Source organism: Paraclostridium tenue (assembly GCF_039521565.1).
In the GTDB taxonomy this organism is placed as follows: Bacteria; Bacillota; Clostridia; order Peptostreptococcales; family Peptostreptococcaceae; genus Paraclostridium; species Paraclostridium tenue.
Genome location: NZ_BAAACP010000003.1, coordinates 70,710 through 87,396, shown reverse-complemented (window position 1 = coordinate 87,396; position 16,687 = coordinate 70,710). Strand labels below are relative to the sequence as shown.

At 29.7% G+C, this 16,687-nt stretch carries 16 protein-coding genes; 1 reads left to right on the top strand and 15 read right to left on the bottom strand.

Features of this window, described 5'->3' with window-relative positions; genetic code table 11:
* Window positions 1-101: 101 nt before the first annotated feature.
* From ABFX13_RS03765 to ABFX13_RS03725, 9 genes are all read right to left on the bottom strand, one after another.
* The gene (locus tag ABFX13_RS03765) at window positions 102-1,436 is read right to left on the bottom strand and encodes a CoA-disulfide reductase (RefSeq protein ID WP_346042689.1); all 1,335 of its coding nucleotides are present in this window, start codon (window positions 1,434-1,436) and stop codon (window positions 102-104) included.
* Between the two features lie 225 nt (window positions 1,437-1,661).
* Entirely contained in the window at window positions 1,662-2,030 is a 369-nt protein-coding gene (locus tag ABFX13_RS03760) for a YhbY family RNA-binding protein (RefSeq protein WP_346042687.1), read from the bottom strand.
* Between the two features lie 30 nt (window positions 2,031-2,060).
* Window positions 2,061-3,338, bottom strand: coding sequence for a GTPase ObgE (obgE, locus tag ABFX13_RS03755; protein ID WP_346042684.1), 1,278 nt, complete (start codon window positions 3,336-3,338; stop codon window positions 2,061-2,063).
* A 164-nt stretch (window positions 3,339-3,502) separates the two neighbouring features.
* Window positions 3,503-3,787, bottom strand: coding sequence for a 50S ribosomal protein L27 (rpmA, locus tag ABFX13_RS03750; RefSeq protein ID WP_021124986.1), 285 nt, complete (start codon window positions 3,785-3,787; stop codon window positions 3,503-3,505).
* Window positions 3,788-3,801: 14 nt separating this feature from the next.
* Entirely contained in the window at window positions 3,802-4,119 is a 318-nt protein-coding gene (locus tag ABFX13_RS03745) for a ribosomal-processing cysteine protease Prp (RefSeq protein WP_346042680.1), read from the bottom strand.
* A gap of 11 nt (window positions 4,120-4,130) precedes the next feature.
* The gene (rplU, locus tag ABFX13_RS03740; protein ID WP_147546226.1) at window positions 4,131-4,442 is read right to left on the bottom strand and encodes a 50S ribosomal protein L21; all 312 of its coding nucleotides are present in this window, start codon (window positions 4,440-4,442) and stop codon (window positions 4,131-4,133) included.
* A 119-nt stretch (window positions 4,443-4,561) separates the two neighbouring features.
* Window positions 4,562-5,962 carry an Rne/Rng family ribonuclease gene (locus ABFX13_RS03735; protein WP_346042677.1) on the bottom strand — a complete coding sequence of 467 codons (1,401 nt, stop codon included), beginning with the start codon at window positions 5,960-5,962 and terminating at the stop codon, window positions 4,562-4,564.
* A 192-nt stretch (window positions 5,963-6,154) separates the two neighbouring features.
* Window positions 6,155-6,853: a TIGR03936 family radical SAM-associated protein gene (locus ABFX13_RS03730; protein WP_346042675.1), complete on the bottom strand. Its 699-nt coding sequence runs from the start codon at window positions 6,851-6,853 to the stop codon at window positions 6,155-6,157.
* Window positions 6,853-8,700, bottom strand: a complete 1,848-nt coding sequence (locus ABFX13_RS03725) for a TIGR03960 family B12-binding radical SAM protein (RefSeq protein WP_346042673.1) — start codon at window positions 8,698-8,700, stop codon at window positions 6,853-6,855. Before ABFX13_RS03725 ends, ABFX13_RS03730 begins: the two co-directional genes overlap by 1 nt.
* A gap of 273 nt (window positions 8,701-8,973) precedes the next feature.
* On the opposite strand from ABFX13_RS03725, the gene ABFX13_RS03720 reads away from it, so the two are divergent.
* The gene (locus ABFX13_RS03720) at window positions 8,974-10,167 is read left to right on the top strand and encodes an FprA family A-type flavoprotein (RefSeq protein WP_346042671.1); all 1,194 of its coding nucleotides are present in this window, start codon (window positions 8,974-8,976) and stop codon (window positions 10,165-10,167) included.
* Window positions 10,168-10,207: 40 nt separating this feature from the next.
* Here ABFX13_RS03720 and mgsA read toward each other — a convergent pair whose 3' ends face one another.
* The 6 genes from mgsA to ABFX13_RS03690 all read right to left on the bottom strand — a co-directional run bounded on the left by mgsA (window position 10,208) and on the right by ABFX13_RS03690 (window position 16,687).
* A complete protein-coding gene (mgsA, locus tag ABFX13_RS03715; RefSeq protein WP_147546216.1) occupies window positions 10,208-10,621 on the bottom strand; it encodes a methylglyoxal synthase in 414 nt (137 codons plus the stop codon).
* A gap of 19 nt (window positions 10,622-10,640) precedes the next feature.
* Window positions 10,641-11,732 carry a rod shape-determining protein RodA gene (gene rodA, locus ABFX13_RS03710; RefSeq protein ID WP_346042668.1) on the bottom strand — a complete coding sequence of 364 codons (1,092 nt, stop codon included), beginning with the start codon at window positions 11,730-11,732 and terminating at the stop codon, window positions 10,641-10,643.
* A 117-nt stretch (window positions 11,733-11,849) separates the two neighbouring features.
* Window positions 11,850-12,134 (bottom strand): cell division topological specificity factor MinE, encoded by a 285-nt coding sequence (minE, locus tag ABFX13_RS03705; protein WP_021125000.1) that lies wholly within the window; start codon window positions 12,132-12,134, stop codon window positions 11,850-11,852.
* Between the two features lie 17 nt (window positions 12,135-12,151).
* Window positions 12,152-12,949, bottom strand: a complete 798-nt coding sequence (gene minD, locus ABFX13_RS03700) for a septum site-determining protein MinD (RefSeq protein ID WP_346042663.1) — start codon at window positions 12,947-12,949, stop codon at window positions 12,152-12,154.
* A gap of 25 nt (window positions 12,950-12,974) precedes the next feature.
* The gene (locus ABFX13_RS03695; RefSeq protein WP_346042660.1) at window positions 12,975-13,649 is read right to left on the bottom strand and encodes a septum site-determining protein MinC; all 675 of its coding nucleotides are present in this window, start codon (window positions 13,647-13,649) and stop codon (window positions 12,975-12,977) included.
* A 59-nt stretch (window positions 13,650-13,708) separates the two neighbouring features.
* Window positions 13,709-16,687 (bottom strand): penicillin-binding transpeptidase domain-containing protein, encoded by a 2,979-nt coding sequence (locus ABFX13_RS03690; protein WP_346042656.1) that lies wholly within the window; start codon window positions 16,685-16,687, stop codon window positions 13,709-13,711.

The following is a 16,687-nucleotide window of genomic DNA, read 5'->3' as shown; positions in this document are numbered from 1 at the left end:
TTACCTCCTCAATTCATATAATATATTTTACTACATAAATAACCCCTAGGTAACATTTCGTTACCCAGGGGTATAATTATTTTAATATATATTTTAATTTGTTATTTAGATACATTTCCAGCTACATTTAATATGTCCCAAGTTCTAGCAAATGGTGGTGCATAACATAAATCTAGCATACCTAATTGGTTTGTAGTTAATTTACCAAATATACAAGCAGCTAATACATTAGCTCTTTGAACAGCATCTTTAAATCCTGCCACTTGTCCACCTAGTATAACTTTAGTATCTGCATCATACACTAATTTTACATACATTTTATTTCTACCTGGATAGTAATTAGTTTGGTTAAAGTCAGATATAAACTTAGCTTTAACATTCATTCCTAACTTAACTGCTTGAGATTCTGTAATTCCTGTTGCAGCAGCTTCCATATCCATAACTTTTATACAACTTGAGCTTAAAGAACCTTGGAAACTAATATTAGCTCCAGCTAAGTTTTCTCCAACTATTCTTCCTAACTTATTAGCTCCTGTTGCAAGTGGAACATATGAATCTTGTCCAGTTACTATATTTTTTATAGTGGCGCAATCCCCAGCAGAATATATATCTTCTACAGAAGTTTTTCCAAACTCATCAACTATTATAGCCCCATTTTTTAGCATGTCTATATTAGTATCTTTTAAAAATGCAGTATTTGGTCTAACACCAGTAGCAACTATAACTAAATCAGCTTCATATTCACCTTTATTAGTTATTACTTTTTCTACTTTAGTTTTTCCAACTAATTCACTAACTATTTCTTCTAAACGTAAATCAACATTGTGATTTCTTATTTCTTCTTCTAGTATGTCAGTTATCTCTTTATCAAATACTTGAGGTAATATTCTATCTTCTAATTGGAATACTACTACATCTTTACCTAATTTTTTAGCAGCTTCTACAGCTTCAAGTCCTATAAATCCAGCGCCTATTATAGCTACTTTCTTTATATCTTCTTTATTCATTAATTCTTTTATCTTTATGCCATCTTCTAAGCTTTTTAATGTAGATACATTTTCAAGCTTAACATTTTTAATAGGAGGTATTATACTGCTAGCTCCTGTTGCTATCATTAACTTATCGTAGTTATCTATAAATTCTTCCCCTGTATTTACATTTTTAATTTTTAATTTCTTATCTTTAGTATCAACAGATACTACCTCATGGAATATATTTAAATCAATTCCACTTTCTCTAAATTTTTCAGGTGCTCTTGCTATCATATTATTAGGATCATCAAAGAATCCACCTACGAAATACGGAAGTCCACAAGCTCCAAATGATACTACATCAGTTTTTTCATAAACTACAACTTCATATTCTGGCTTCATTCTTTTTAATTTTGCAGCGGCACTCATACCTGCAGCTACTCCACCAACTATTATAACTCTCATATTCATTCTCCTTAAAAGTACTATATTTTGAATGTATTTTTATTTTCAATATTAAAATAAATTATATAGTATATCGTTTACCCATTTCTCAAAATATATTACCATATTTTAATTGTTTTTTCTACTTGTTTTGAAATTTTGAAATATTTATTCAATATTATTTTAATATAATAATAATTTAAATAAAAAAAGATGCCATATAATTTTTAGGGCATCTTTTTATATCTATCTAGCAGATCTCTTTGTTGGTTTTCCTTTTTTAGTTACCTTGTCATTTACTTTTTTAGCTTTTGCTTGTTCATGACCTGGGAATATTATCTTAGGATTTTCAGAATTTTTCTTATATATAGTAAACTTAAATCCTATAGCTTGAACAAATTCTGCTCTTAAAGCTTCACATATAGCATTTGCAGTTTCTTTCGCATCTAATCCTGCATTTTCTAATATAGAAACTTTAACTATTTCTCTAGCTTTTAACATATCTTCTAATTGATCTAAGAAACTTTCAGTAACACCTTCTTTACCTATTTGAGTTATAGGCTTTAAAGTGTTAGCTATAGATCTTAAGTATGCTCTTTGCTTTCCTTTTAACATATGTCCACCTCTTTACGTCTTAAATTAATTTTAGTTATAGAACTCAAATTCTATGTCGTATATCTTAACAGTGTCTCCATCTTCTATACCCATTTCTCTTAGTTTATCAAATACACCTTGAGATTCCATAGATTTTTGGAAGAACTGAACAGATTCCATATCTTCAAAGTTAACAGAGTACATTATTCTTCTTAATGCTTTACCAGTAACAACATATACTCCATCTTCTATTTCTACTTCTAATCCTTCTTCAGCTTGTTCAACTAATTCTGGTCTATACATTTCTTCTTCTGATACTAACTCTACATCTTCAACTTCTTTTAATAATTGAGAAACATAAGCTATAACATCATCTATACCTTGTCTTGTTGCAGCAGACATCTTAAATACTTTGTATCCTCTTGACTCTAATTCATTTTTAAAGTTTTCAAAGTTACTTTCATCTTCCATTATATCTATTTTGTTAGCAACAACAACTTGTGGTCTAGTTGATAATTTTTCATTGTATAGCTTTAATTCATCATTTATTTTATCAAAGTCTTCTAAAGCATCTCTACCTTCTATCCCTGATATATCAACTATGTGAATTAATACTTTAGTTCTTTCAACGTGTCTTAGGAAGTCATGTCCTAAACCAATACCTTCAGCAGCACCTTCTATAAGTCCTGGTATATCAGCAAGTACAAAACTATCTCCAAACTTAGTTTGAACAACACCTAAATTTGGTGTTAAAGTTGTGAAGTGGTAGTTAGCTATCTTTGGTTTAGCTTTAGTTACAACTGATAAGAATGTTGATTTTCCTACATTAGGGAATCCTAGTAATCCAACATCTGCTATCATTTTTAACTCTAGCGTTATCCATTTTTCTTCTCCATCAGTTCCTGATTTTGCAAATGCAGGAGCTTGTCTTATTGCGTTTGCAAAATGTTGGTTTCCTCTTCCGCCTCTTCCACCTTTTGCAACTATAGCTTCATCTCCATCTTCTTTTAAGTCAGCTATTACAAGGCCTGTAGCTTCGTCTCTTATTATTGTTCCTGGAGGAACTAATAAAACTAAGTCTTCACCATTTTTACCAGCTTGTCTTTTTTTAGTTCCATCTCCACCTGATGGTGCAGAATATTTAGTTTGGTATTTAAAATCCATTAAAGTTCTTAACCCTGAATCAACCTTAAATATTATACTTCCTCCACGGCCTCCGTCTCCACCGTCTGGACCTCCTGCTGGAACATATTTTTCTTTTCTAAAAGATACTGATCCGTTACCACCATTTCCAGCTTTAACAAATATCCTAGCCTTATCTATAAACATAATTATTCACCTTCTTTTTAAAGCTTTTTATTTATATTTGCCATAATCTATAATATAAATTCCATGCGCGCTATATTTAAGTCAAAATTAACACTAAATACAATATTTAATATTAATTATTATATTTAAAAAAGGAGTGTATGAACACTCCTTTTTTTAGTATATTACTCAGCAACTGGGTATACACTTACTTTCTTTCTTTTCTTGTCTTTTCTTTCGAATTTAACAGCACCGTCAACTAATGCAAATAAAGTGTCATCTCCACCTTTACCTACGTTAGTTCCTGGATGTATTTTAGTTCCTCTTTGTCTAACTATTATACTTCCAGCAGTTACAACTTGCCCGTCGAATCTCTTAACACCTAATCTCTTAGATATAGAATCTCTACCGTTCTTAGAAGATCCTACCCCTTTCTTAGATGCAAGTAATTGTAAGTTCATTTTTAACATTCTGGAGTCACCTCCTACTTTTTTAGAATTTTTATATTTTTTGGGTATTCCCTTTTAATTTCATTAATTGCTAATTGAAAATGTTGTAATAATAATTGAGCTTCATCTAGATATTTATCTTCGACAATACACTCAATATGACCTTCTTGGCCTATCACTTTTTCAAATTCAATTTTTTTAAGTACACTTAAAGAATTTATAACTGATAAGGCATTGGATGTAACAGCTGCACATACAATATCAGAACCTAGTTCTGCATAATCAGCATGTCCCTTAAGACAAAAACCTTTAAGCTTAAAATCGTCGTTTTGATAATATTTAACCTTTATCATGGCTCTTACAATTAAGCGTTTATTTTTTCAACTACTAACTTAGTGTAAGCTTGACGATGTCCGTTCTTTCTTCTGTAGTCTTTCTTAGCTTTATACTTGAAAACTATAACTTTCTTAGCTTTTCCTTGCTCAGCAACTTTAGCAGTTACAGATGCACCTTCAACAGTAGGAGCTCCTACTACTAAGTTTCCATCTTTAGAACAAGCTAATACTTCGTTTAAAGTAACTACATCACCTTCGTTAGCTTCTAACTTTTCTACGAAGATTACATCACCTTCAGCAACTTTATATTGCTTTCCTCCAGTTTTAACTATAGCGTACATTAAATACACCTCCTCGGTCTCAAACTCGCCAATCAAAGGTACTCATTTAAGAGATTTTCAGACCTTTATTGAGCGGCACTACATTTATAAATAATACTATAATTTATAGTTTGTGTCAACTAACTATTAAAAATAATATTCATTTTTTCATGATCTATTTCTGTTTTTTTGATTAAACATATTTTTATATTATATTTTCGACTTATACTATCTATTTTTTGTTTATGGTTTTTGTTAATATCTTCAAAAACCTTATCATTTAACTCTATTTCTACTTGATTGTAAGAGGTATGTTCTTTAACTCTCATAACTTCTTTTTCTATTTCATCTATTAATCTATTTATAGATTTTATACTTTCTCCGTTTTTACAAGTATAGCAAGACTCAAGATAATAACTATCTATTGAATTTTTTTCTCTTCTTCTTGCTATTTCAACTAAACCTAACTTTGTAATTCCCATAACATTAGTTTTTCTTTTGTCCTTAGATGTTTCTTTGTTTAAGATATCAATAAGATTTTTCTTATACTCATTTTTTTGCATATCTATAAAATCTACAATTATAATTCCTGCCATATCTCTAATTCTTAAAAGTCTTGAAATTTCAAGTGCAGCTTCTAAATTAGTTTTATAAACAGTTTCTTCTAAATTAGAATTCCCTGTAAATTTTCCAGTATTAACATCTATAACTGTAAGAGCTTCTGTTTTATCTATAATTAAATAGCCTCCACTTTTTAACCATACTTTCCTACTCAAGCACTTATCTATTTGACTTTGCACAGAATATAAATCAAATACATCTTTATTATTTTCTAAAATCAACTTACTTTTATAATCTTTATTTATATTTAATAAAATAGATTTTAACTCTTCATACTTTTCTTTATTATTAACAATGATTTTTTCTACACTATCATTTACATTATCTTTTACATATTTAGATGCAAAATCTAAATCCTTATATAAAATTTTTGGTCCAATACCTAGTTTAAACTCTCTTAAAACATACTCATACTTATTTTTTAAATTTTCTATATCCTTTTCAAGTTCTTCTCTAGAGCAACCAACAGCTTCAGTTCTTATAATCCCTGTAAAATTTTTATCTATACCTTGAACAATTTTCTTTATCCTAAATCTCTCTTTTTCAGACTTTATCTTATTAGAAATAGTCAATCTCTCATTTGATGGAATAAAAACTAAATACCTACCTGCAAAACTAATTTCTGTATTAAGCTTAGCTCCCTTAGTTCCTATTGCTTCTTTATTAATCTGAACTAAAATATCTTGACCACACTTAATACTTTCATTACTTTTCATACTAAGATAAGCAAGTTTATCAGTTCCTATATCAACAAAATAAGCTTCTATCCCCTTTAATGCCTTTTTAACCACTCCTCTGTAAATATTAGAAACAGTTTTTATATTAGAACTATCCTCTATAAAAAGCTCACTTAATTTACCATCCTCTAAAACAGCTACTTTCTGAGAAGTTACTAGCGACTCTATAACAATACTTTTCAAAAAACTTCACTTCCTCTTCTCTTTCTCTATTTTTTTGATAATGTCCATAACTTTTATATATCAAAAGGCAAAGTTGTTTGTATGATTGTTGACGTAACACTTACGTACGTAGTACGTCGTGTGAAGGAAGCAATCCCGCAAACACCAAGCCGACCCCGATACCAGAAAAAGAGGTGGACATCCACCTCTTTCCTACATTGGAGTTACTAATTCTCCATCTTTAACTATATATAATTCTCTTCTTAATATATCAACATCTAAAGGATCTATATCTAAACCAAAAGCTTCTAACATCTTAGGTATAAATATATTAGTATTTAAGTTTGCTTTAGACCCAGTAGACATAGTAGCTTCTAAAGTTATAACTTTATCTTCAACATCTATAACATCAAAAGTCTTTATCATAGGTCTTATATCAACTTCTACTGTTTTTCCTTTTTTATTTTTCTTTGTTATTAATATTTGCTCTTGATTCATTAAATCTGATACTTTAGTTTTTATAAATTCCTTAGATAATTCTTTATCTACTTCTAAAGTAAACATGTATTCACCATATTCGATAGTAGATGCTAATGAAGGAACTTCTTTAGTTATTTCCTTAGCTTTTATAAACTCTATACCTTCTGGCATAGTAGCATTTATTTTAGTTAAAAATTCATCAGATGTTAAATCATCTTCTATCTCAACGTCTAAATACTCCCCTTGACTTTCTGTTCCAAGAGCTAGAGCATGTCCATAACTCATCTTAGGGTGGGGATTAAACCCTTGAGAATATGATAATTGTATTTCAGCTCTTCTAAAAGCTCTTTGTAATAATCTTTGTAAATCAAGATGTGATATATATATCATATCATTTTCTTTTTTAAACTTACATCTTATTATTTTACTCATTAGCACATTCCCCTTCCTATAGTATGTGTATTTATTCCACAACCATTACATTTATGTCTACAGTCAACAGTTATAGCATCTTGTTTTGACTTTTCATTTTCTCTTATTAAGAATTTTTTATTAACACCTACATCTAAATGATCCCATGGGAATACTTCTTCATAATCTCTTTCTCTATTTGCATAAAATGCTATATCAAGATTATTATTTTTCATAGCTTCTTCCCATATTTCTAATTTAAAGTGTTCAGCCCATCCATCAAACTTAGCTCCAGCTTTATATGCATCATATATAACCTTGCTTAGTTTTCTATCTCCTCTAGCTATAACAGCTTCCATTAAACTAGTTTTAGAATCATGGTAGTTATATTTTATATTTCCATTTTTTAATTTTTTAACTAAATATCTTTGTTTTTCTCTTACTTGTTCAGTAGTATCTTGTCCATGCCATTGGAATGGTGTAAATGGTTTAGGAACAAAAGTTGAAGTACTTACAGTTACTCCAAATGCTCTTCTTAACTTTCCACAATTAACATCTCTGTATATATCTATAACTTTATACGCAAGGTCAGCTATACCATCTAAATCATCATATGTCTCTGTTGGAAGTCCTATCATAAAGTATAACTTAACACTATTCCATCCCATTTCAAATGCTTTTCTTGTAGCATCTTCTAAGTTTTGTTCTGTTACACCTTTATTTATAACATCTCTCATTCTTTGAGTTCCTGCTTCTGGTGCAAATGTAAGACCTGACTTTCTCACTTGTTGTATTTTTTCAGCTATTTCCATAGAGAAGTTATCTAGTCTAAGTGATGGTAATGATATACCAATGTTTCTAGATGCATATTCTTCAACTAAGTAATCAGTAAGTTCTGATAACCCACTATAATCACTTGTACTTAGTGAAGAAAGTGATATTTCATCATACCCAGTATTCTTAACTAATTTTTCAAGTATCTCTTTTAATCTATCTAAACTTTTTTCTCTTATTGGTCTATATATCATACCTGCTTGACAGAATCTACAACCTCTTGTACATCCTCTAAATAATTCTAGCACTATTCTGTCATGAACAGTATCTATAAATGGAACTATTAATTTTTCTGGATATTCTACTAAATCCATATTCTTTATTATTCTCTTATGAGGATTAGCTGGTACTCCTTCTCTATTCGGTTTTACTTCTTTTATAGTACCATCTTCATTATAAGCTACATCATAAAACTTAGGTATATATACCCCCTCTATGCTAGCTATATCCATTAAAAACTCATCTCTTGTAGTTTTATTTTTCTTCCACTCTTTATATCTATTAATTACTTCTAGGTTAACTTCTTCACCTTCACCTAAAATAACTATATCAACAAAATCAGCTATTGGCTCTGGATTATATGCACATGGCCCTCCAACTAATATAAAAGGATCATCTAACTTTCTATCTTTTGCTAATATTTCAACTTTTGCTAAATCTAACATGTTTAATATGTTAGTATAAGATAATTCATATTGAAGTGTAAAAGCTAAAAAATCAAAATTAGTTATAGCTTCTCTTGATTCTAATGCAAATAAAGGAATATTGTTTTCGCGCATTTTTTCTTCCATATCTACATTAGGAGCATATACCCTTTCACAAAATACTTCTTCATCTTTATTTATAACATCATATAATATATGACTACCTAAATGACTCATACCTACCTCATAAAGATCAGGGAAACAATGAGCATATCTTATTAGGTTTTCATTTGATATATCTTTATGTATTGAATTAACTTCATTACCTAAATATCTAGCAGGTTTTTCAACCTTTTTTAGAATCCTTTTTAAGTCTACTTTTTTATTCATAAAAAACCTCCGTAAGTTTATTTCATTCTATAAACATAAATATTATTATACACGATATACTAAGATGTATCAAAATATAATTACCTATAATATTTGTAATTTGACAATTATTCTATTCAAAACGTTCGCATTTTTTGTTAATATAATAATTGAGGCAAAAAATTTAAAGAATTTTTAAACTTTTTTGTATACAAAATGTTTCAAAGTTTTATTTATGGGTATATTTTAAATATAATTATGTATTTATTAACCACGTTTTAGGAGGATTTTCTTATGAAAGAAGCTTTTGAAATTAAAAAAGATATTTATTGGACTGGTGTTATAGATAAAGACTTAAAAATCTTTGACATCATAATGGAAACTGAATTTGGTACAACTTATAATGCTTACTTTTTAGATGATGAAAAGAAAGTGTTATTTGATACTGTAAAACCAAATTTTAAAGATGAATTTATTGAAAAATTATCAAAATTAACAAACATAAAGGATTTAGATTATGTTGTTATACACCATACTGAACCAGATCATGCTGGAAGTTTAAAGTATATACTTGATATAAATCCAGATGTAGAAGTTATTTGTACTAATGCAGCTAAAATGTATTTAACAGAGCAAGTAAATAGACCTTTTAAATGTCATGTAATAAAAGATGGTGAAACTTTAAATATAGGTAAGAGAACTTTAAAATTCATATCTGCACCATTTTTACACTGGGCAGATACAATGTTTACTTATATAGAAGAAGACAAAACTTTATTAACTTGTGATGCTTTTGGATGTCACTTTGCAAGTGTTGATCCTGATGTAGTAGATAGTCAAGACTATTTAAAATCATCTAAACATTACTTTGATTGTATAGTTAAACCATTCTCTAAACATGTATTAAAAGCTGTAAATAAAGTTGTAGAATTAGGATTAGATTTTGATACTATATTAACTTCTCATGGTCCTATATTATCAAAAGATCCTATGGCTCAAGTTAAAAGATATGTAGATTGGTCTACTGAGACAGTTAATTCTACTAATCAAGATCAAGTAGCTATATTATTCTTATCAGCTTATACTAATACTAAAGTTATGGCTGAAAAAATCTATGATGGTATAGTATCTACTGGTGAATCTGCAGCTTTATATGATATAGAAAATATGGACTTAGCAGAACTTCACGATGTTATGGTTATGTCAAAAGGTATACTATTTGGTTCTCCAACAATAAATAGAACTATGGTTAAACCTATGTGGGATGCATTTTCTTTAATAGATCCTATGGCCAACCAAGGTAAGTTTGCTGGAGTATTTGGTTCTTATGGATGGAGTGGTGAAGGTATAACAATGGCTGAGATGCTTGTTAAGAGCATGGGATTCAAAATGCCTGTTGAAACACTTAAGAAAAAATTCTTCCCAAGTGATGAAACATTACAAGAATGCTTTGATTTCGGTGTAAAATTTGCTGAAGCAATTAAATAATATAAATAAAAAAGCTATCTCATTGAGATAGCTTTTTTATTTATATACGTTGAGTTTTAGTCTTTCTAATTTCCCTCCAAGAAAGTTCTCCTCTGTCTAATGCCTTAATAAAAATTTCTGCTGAAGCAAGATTTGTAGCAATAGGCACATGATATACATCACAAAGCCTAATCAATGCTTGTATGTCTGGTTCATGAGCTTGAGCTGTCATTGGATCTCTTAGAAAAATTACTAAGTCAATTTCTTGAGAAACGACTAAAGAGCCAATTTGTTGGTCTCCTCCAAGTGGTCCAGATGCCAATCTTTTGATTTTAAGTTTTGTTTCATCTTCAATTCTTTTTCCAGTAGTTCCAGTTGCATATAACCCATAGTTTTTAAGTATATGCTCATAGCCTATACAAAATCCAACCATAGTGTTTTTCATTTCATCATGTGCTATTAATGCTATATTCATTTAAGTCACCCCTAATATATTAGAAATTTATTTTCTTTCTTCTCATACCTACATTTAGAACTAATCCTAAGTTAGCTAATGATGTCATTAATGAACTTCCTCCATAACTAACAAAAGGAAGAGTTACTCCTGTAACTGGTATTGCAGCAACAGTCATTCCTATATTTTGTATAATTTGATATGCAAACATACTCATTACTCCAATTATAATCAAGGTTCCATAAAAATCTTTAGCTTCTCGTGCCATAGAAATCATTCTTATTAAAAATAATGCATAAAGAACCATTATAACAAACATTCCTACAAGCCCTAATTCTTCACCTATAACAGCAAATATAAAGTCACTGTCTTGAACAGGTAAGAAGTCATTTTGATTTTGTGTACCTTCATATAATCCTTTACCTGTTAGCCCACCTGATCCTATAGCTATCATAGATTGCATAACTTGATAGTTACCAGGTAATGAAACATCTTCTGGATTTAAAAATGCATCTATTCTTATTCTTTGGTGATTTGCCATAAGCATATACATCAAAGGCATAGCTACAACTATTACTATAATAGTATTTCTTATTATTTTATTGTTAAGACCTGCTGTAAATAACATTCCTCCTATTATACAACAAAATACTATTGCAGTACCTAAATCTGGTTGTATAAGTAATAATAATAATATAGGTGCTGCATATAACCCAAGTGGAATTAAATCCTTTATAGTATTTAATTTCCCCTTTTTTTCTTCAACTAACTTTGCATAACTTAGTATAAATGTTAATTTAACAAGTTCAGATGTTTGAAAATCAAGAGGCCCCAGGTTAAGCCAAGATCTAGCTCCACCCATATCTTTACCAAGTCCAGGTATCCACACTAGTAAAAGTAATATTATACTAACTATATATAATCCTTTATAATGCTTTCCTAAAAAATTGTAATCAAACAATAATATAACTATTACAAGTGCCATTCCTACAATAAAAGCCAGCCCTTGTTTAATTATTTGTAAATAACTACCCCCTGTAGTTGCATGAGTGGCACTACTTAATATCATAAGCCCAAAAGCAAATATGCATGTAACTATAGTTATAAGTTTCCAATCAAGTTCTTTTATCAATTTAAATTTCGATTTATAGTCAAACACTTCATCACCATCTTTCCTATTAAGGCCATCCCTAAGTCGTATAATTTTATATTAATACAAAAAGGGGCTTGGCTAATACGCCTCCCCCTTTTACCTACTTCTTTCTTTTATATTCTTTAATGGTATATTAGCAACTAATGCTGATACAGGACCATCTTCTTCATCACTTCTAGATTTAGCCATCTTTATTTCCAATCCGTCTTCTTCTATCTCAGCATAATTTGCAATAACTTTTAATATATCTGATTTAATCAGATCCAGAAGCTGTGGAGAACAGTCTATTCTATCATGTACTAAAACTAATTTTAGCCTTTCTTTAGCTACATTTTTGCTAGTTTTAGACTCATTAGAAAATATCTTAAACAAATCTAACATAAGTATATCCCCCTTTATTACTTAGCCATTCCAAACATCTTCTTAATCTTAGTTAATATATTAGTTTCATTTTCTATTTGCATTAGAGGTATATCTTCTCCAAGTATTCTCTTAGCAATGTTTTTATATGCTTGACCTGCATTTGATTTTGAATCTAATATAGCTGGCTCACCTTTATTCGTAGAAACAATTATACTTTCATCATCAGGAACTAAACCAATTAAATCTATAGCAAGTATTTCAACTATATCTTGCTTGTCCATCATATCTCCACGTTTAACCATTTCATTTCTAATTCTATTTATAACTAAACGTATATCTTTAACTTCATTAGCTTCTAGTAATCCTATTATCCTATCTGCATCTCTAACAGCAGATATTTCAGGATTAGTTACAACTATAGCTCTATCAGCTCCTGCTACAGCATTTTTAAATCCTTGTTCAATACCTGCAGGACAATCTATTATTATATAATCAAATGATTCTCTTAGTTTGTCACATAAATTTTTCATTTGTTCTACAGAAATTGCATTTTTATCTCTAGTTTGTGCTGCTGGTAATAAGTATAAATTGTCAAATCTTTTATCTTTTATTAGAGCTTGCTTTAATCTACAAGTTCCTTCTACAACATCAACAATATCATATACTATTCTATTTTCTAGTCCCATAACAACATCTAAATTTCTAAGACCTATATCTGCATCCACTACAACAGTTTTTTTATTTTCTAAACTTAAGGCCGTTCCTAAATTTGCTGTTGTTGTAGTTTTTCCAACTCCACCTTTTCCTGATGTTATAACTATAACTTCACTCATAGTACTACCCCCTCCTACTCAAAATTTATTTATTTTTTGGCAAATAATTTTCTATAACAATCATTTCATTACTTGCAAATGCTATTTCTGGATTTATATCATCACTTTTTATATATTCTTCATCCGGAGCTTCTGCTATGTAGTTAGCTATCTTTAAAACCATAGGATTTAAATTATTAGCAACTATATATGCATTCTTATTTCCTTTTGCTCCTGCATGTATAAACCCTTCTACCTTGCCCATAACAACTACATTGCCATATGAAACCACTTTAGCTCCAGGTTTTATATTTCCCATTACAACTACACTTCCTGTTGCCATAACCCGACAACCTGGTTTCATATCCGTCATAACAACTACATCCCCTTCAAACTCAACATTATCTCCAGAACGCATATTGTTTATATACTTAGTTTCATAAACTCCAAATGGTACTTGAATTTCTTCTTCTATAAATTCAATATCAAATCTAGAGGTTATGTCTTCTTTAAGTTGAAGTAATTGTATGTCGCTTAAATGATTATAATTTATAGAGTAAATTTTAGCTCCATTGAAAAAACCTACAGAGGATTCTATTTTATCTATTATACTTTGTCTTATTTCTTCAAAAGAAGCTTTTTTCTTTACATTTACAACTATGCCTCTTTTATTTCCTTTGAACTCTATTAGTTCTTCATTGGTTGCTGCTTTAAAAGACATTTTATACCTCCAAAGCTCTATCTCATTTTATATATTCTTCAAAAAAACTTCAAATCCTTTTATTTTTTTAGCTGTGATACAAAATTCATTTCATTATCTTCTTTTGATCTTACAGGTTCTGCTTCTTTATTTGAATCTTCAACTTGTTTTTTATTTTCTTTATCTTTTTCCTTATCTTTTGTTAATCCAAAATATTCACCCATTACTTCTCTTATAGGTAGTAAAGCAAGACTACTTGAGTTTCCTTGAGGTAAAACTGTAACTACAGCTATTTCTGGATCATTTGCTGGTGCAAATGCTGCTGCCCAAGCAAAAGATGCATAATCTTGTTTAAATCTATCTATATCTTCATCTTTTATCTTAGGATTTAACTCTTTAATTGCTTTTCTTAAATATCTAGCTTTTGCTTTTTCACTATTGTCTGGAACAAATTCTGCTTTATCTTTTTCATCTTTTCCAAATAGTTCTTTACTTTCTTTTTCTTTTTGTTCCTTTTCAAATTCTTTTTTAGCTTTTGCATCGTCTTCTTGTTTCATTTTATTAGCTAATTTCACAGCTTCATCTTTAGATACTCCATATGAACCTATATGGTCTAATAAGTATTTATACTCATCTGCAGTAGGTATTTTACCACTTTTTTCTGCAGTTCCTGTTTTTGCTGCAACCTCAATAGGGAAATTACCAAATATACTTTTACCTGTACCTTGAGTAGAAACAAGTCTCATACCTTTAGTTAAATCTTTAAGTTTTTCACTATTTTTAAATGGTATTTTTTCTACTTTATTTTCATCTATATCTATATTCATATAGTCACTAGATATAGTTTTATCTACTACAGATGCTTCTACTAAATTTCCTCCATTAGCTATAGCTGCAATATATCTAGCCATCTGAGCAGGAGTATAAGCATTCTCACCTTGTCCAATTGCTAAGTTGAATGTATCAGCATCAGTCCAGTTTCCAAAGTTAAAGTAATTAAATTTAGCTAAATCTGCAATTTCAGTAACTTTATCTTCTTTTACATGAAGCTTTTCTAATCTCTTCATAGTTTCTGTTCTTGATGGATTTTCTTTAGTCCAACTTACAATTTCATTTATTCTCTTTTTATACTCTTCTGGATCTTTTGCTTTAGTTATATCAGTAAATGCATCTCTCATAGCTTTATCTAAAGCTAATCTAAGGGAATTCTCAGTGTTTTTAAGTTTATCAGTTTGGTTAGGAACCTTTCCTTTACTTTCACCAATTTCCTTATCAAGACCTGTATTATCATTTAAACCAAATAATCTTGCATATTCTAATATATCTTTGGCACCAATCTTGACATTAGGATCATTCCCTCCTAACCAGTTTTTGCCTGTACCAATTGTATAGAAGTATATATTACAAGACTCTTGTAATGCTTTGTATAAATTAGTGTATCCATGGTTTCCTCTTCCGTGATGCCATACATAATCGGCAAAAGGTCTTTTTCCCATATAAATTACACCAGTATCATTTATTCCATAATTAGGATTTAGCCCATTATCTAAGGCTGCCATACCAGTTACCATTTTAAATGTAGAACCTGGCTGGAATGCTCCTTTTGTAACTAAGTTACTTAAAGGATTTGCCCCTAAAACATCATTAGGATTTTTAGGCTGTAATTTTTTATATTCCTCTGATGATATACCAGTTGCGAATAAGTTAGGATCATAGTCTGGATAACTAGACATTGCTAATATATCTCCTGTTTTAACATCTATAACAACTGTAGCTCCTGATTCCAAATTAGGTGCTGCCTTTCCTGATGCACTATAGTCTCCAAATTTACTTTTAAAAGTACCTCCACTTTTTCCTGCTTTGACTACTCTAGCTAGTGAATCATCTGATACTTTTTGTAAATCTTTATCTAAGCTAAGATATACAGTATCTCCTGAAACAGGTGCAGAAGATGCAAGTTCTTTACTTATTCTTCCTACTGAGTCTACCTCAACTTTTTTATATCCGTCTTTACCTTTTAATTTATCTTCATAAAATTTCTCTATACCCGTTTTTCCGACTACATCATTTTTAGTGTATCCACTTTCTCCATTTTCTTGCTTTTGGGCTAACTCTTGTTCTGATATTCTACCCATAGTTCCAAGTACATGTGATGCAAGATTCTTATCAGGGTAGTCCCTTACTGGTTCTACTGCTATAGATACCCCTGGTAATTGCATAGCCCTTTCTTCTATTTGAGATATGGTCTCTTGTGTTATATCTTTTGCTATAGTTACTGGTTTATATTGAACAAAACCTTGAGATTTAAGTAAGTCTCTTACAATCATTATACTTCTAGCATCATCATTAGATAAATTGCTAGGTATTTCATAATATTTTCTTATATCTTTAAAAGCATCTTTTGCATTAGTATTTATATTATCTATTTTATAAGATTTTAACCAGTCTTCTTTATTTCTTTGTTCTGTAAACTTCCAACCTTTTACTAAAATCGGAGGGTATATGCCTGCCGAATTTAACTTCTGTTGGATTTCATCTGGCTTTAAATCTCTAACAGATGCATCTATTTTATGATCTTCTATAGCCTTATCAACCATATAATAAAAGCTTTGCTTAGCATTGTAGTCTAGTGGAATTTTATTTTCCAATTTAAATTCCCTTATTTTTTTATCAAATGTATAAAAATATTTTCCATTTTCAACATATATAGGGAATTCATCTAAGTATTCTTCTTTATTTTTTTTCAATAAGTTTATTAATTCTAATGAAATTTCATTAGCTCTTGAGTTACCAGATTTAACTTTTTTCTCTATTCCATCCTTAGATATATGAACTGTAAAAGAGTTTCTATTTGTAGCTATAGTACGTCCATATCTATCTTTTATTTCACCTCTTGGTGCTTTTACAGGTATTTCTTTATATGTTTTATTTTTTGCTAATTCATTATAATGCTCATGTTTAAATGTTGTCATATAAGCAATTTTCAAAAAAATTGCACATAATGCTACTACTACTATAAGCTTGATTATATCAAGCCTATCAAACTTTTTTTTCTCCAT

Excerpts from the sequence above, each read along its gene's own strand:
- ABFX13_RS03765 (WP_346042689.1), bottom strand. The coding sequence starts at position 1,436 with ATGAGAGTTATAATAGTTGGTGGAGTAGCTGCAGGTATGAGTGCCGCT.
- ABFX13_RS03760 (WP_346042687.1), bottom strand. The coding sequence starts at position 2,030 with ATGTTAAAAGGAAAGCAAAGAGCATACTTAAGATCTATAGCTAACACT.
- obgE (WP_346042684.1), bottom strand. The coding sequence starts at position 3,338 with ATGTTTATAGATAAGGCTAGGATATTTGTTAAAGCTGGAAATGGTGGT.
- rpmA (WP_021124986.1), bottom strand. The coding sequence starts at position 3,787 with ATGTTAAAAATGAACTTACAATTACTTGCATCTAAGAAAGGGGTAGGA.
- ABFX13_RS03745 (WP_346042680.1), bottom strand. The coding sequence starts at position 4,119 with ATGATAAAGGTTAAATATTATCAAAACGACGATTTTAAGCTTAAAGGT.
- rplU (WP_147546226.1), bottom strand. The coding sequence starts at position 4,442 with ATGTACGCTATAGTTAAAACTGGAGGAAAGCAATATAAAGTTGCTGAA.
- ABFX13_RS03730 (WP_346042675.1), bottom strand. The coding sequence starts at position 6,853 with ATGAGTAAAATAATAAGATGTAAGTTTAAAAAAGAAAATGATATGATA.
- ABFX13_RS03725 (WP_346042673.1), bottom strand. The coding sequence starts at position 8,700 with ATGAATAAAAAAGTAGACTTAAAAAGGATTCTAAAAAAGGTTGAAAAA.
- ABFX13_RS03720 (WP_346042671.1), top strand. The coding sequence starts at position 8,974 with ATGAAAGAAGCTTTTGAAATTAAAAAAGATATTTATTGGACTGGTGTT.
- mgsA (WP_147546216.1), bottom strand. The coding sequence starts at position 10,621 with ATGAATATAGCATTAATAGCACATGATGAAATGAAAAACACTATGGTT.
- minE (WP_021125000.1), bottom strand. The coding sequence starts at position 12,134 with ATGTTAGATTTGTTTAAGATATTTTCTAATGAGTCTAAAACTAGCAAA.
- minD (WP_346042663.1), bottom strand. The coding sequence starts at position 12,949 with ATGAGTGAAGTTATAGTTATAACATCAGGAAAAGGTGGAGTTGGAAAA.
- ABFX13_RS03695 (WP_346042660.1), bottom strand. The coding sequence starts at position 13,649 with ATGTCTTTTAAAGCAGCAACCAATGAAGAACTAATAGAGTTCAAAGGA.
- ABFX13_RS03690 (WP_346042656.1), bottom strand. The coding sequence starts at position 16,687 with ATGGAGAAAAAAAAGTTTGATAGGCTTGATATAATCAAGCTTATAGTA.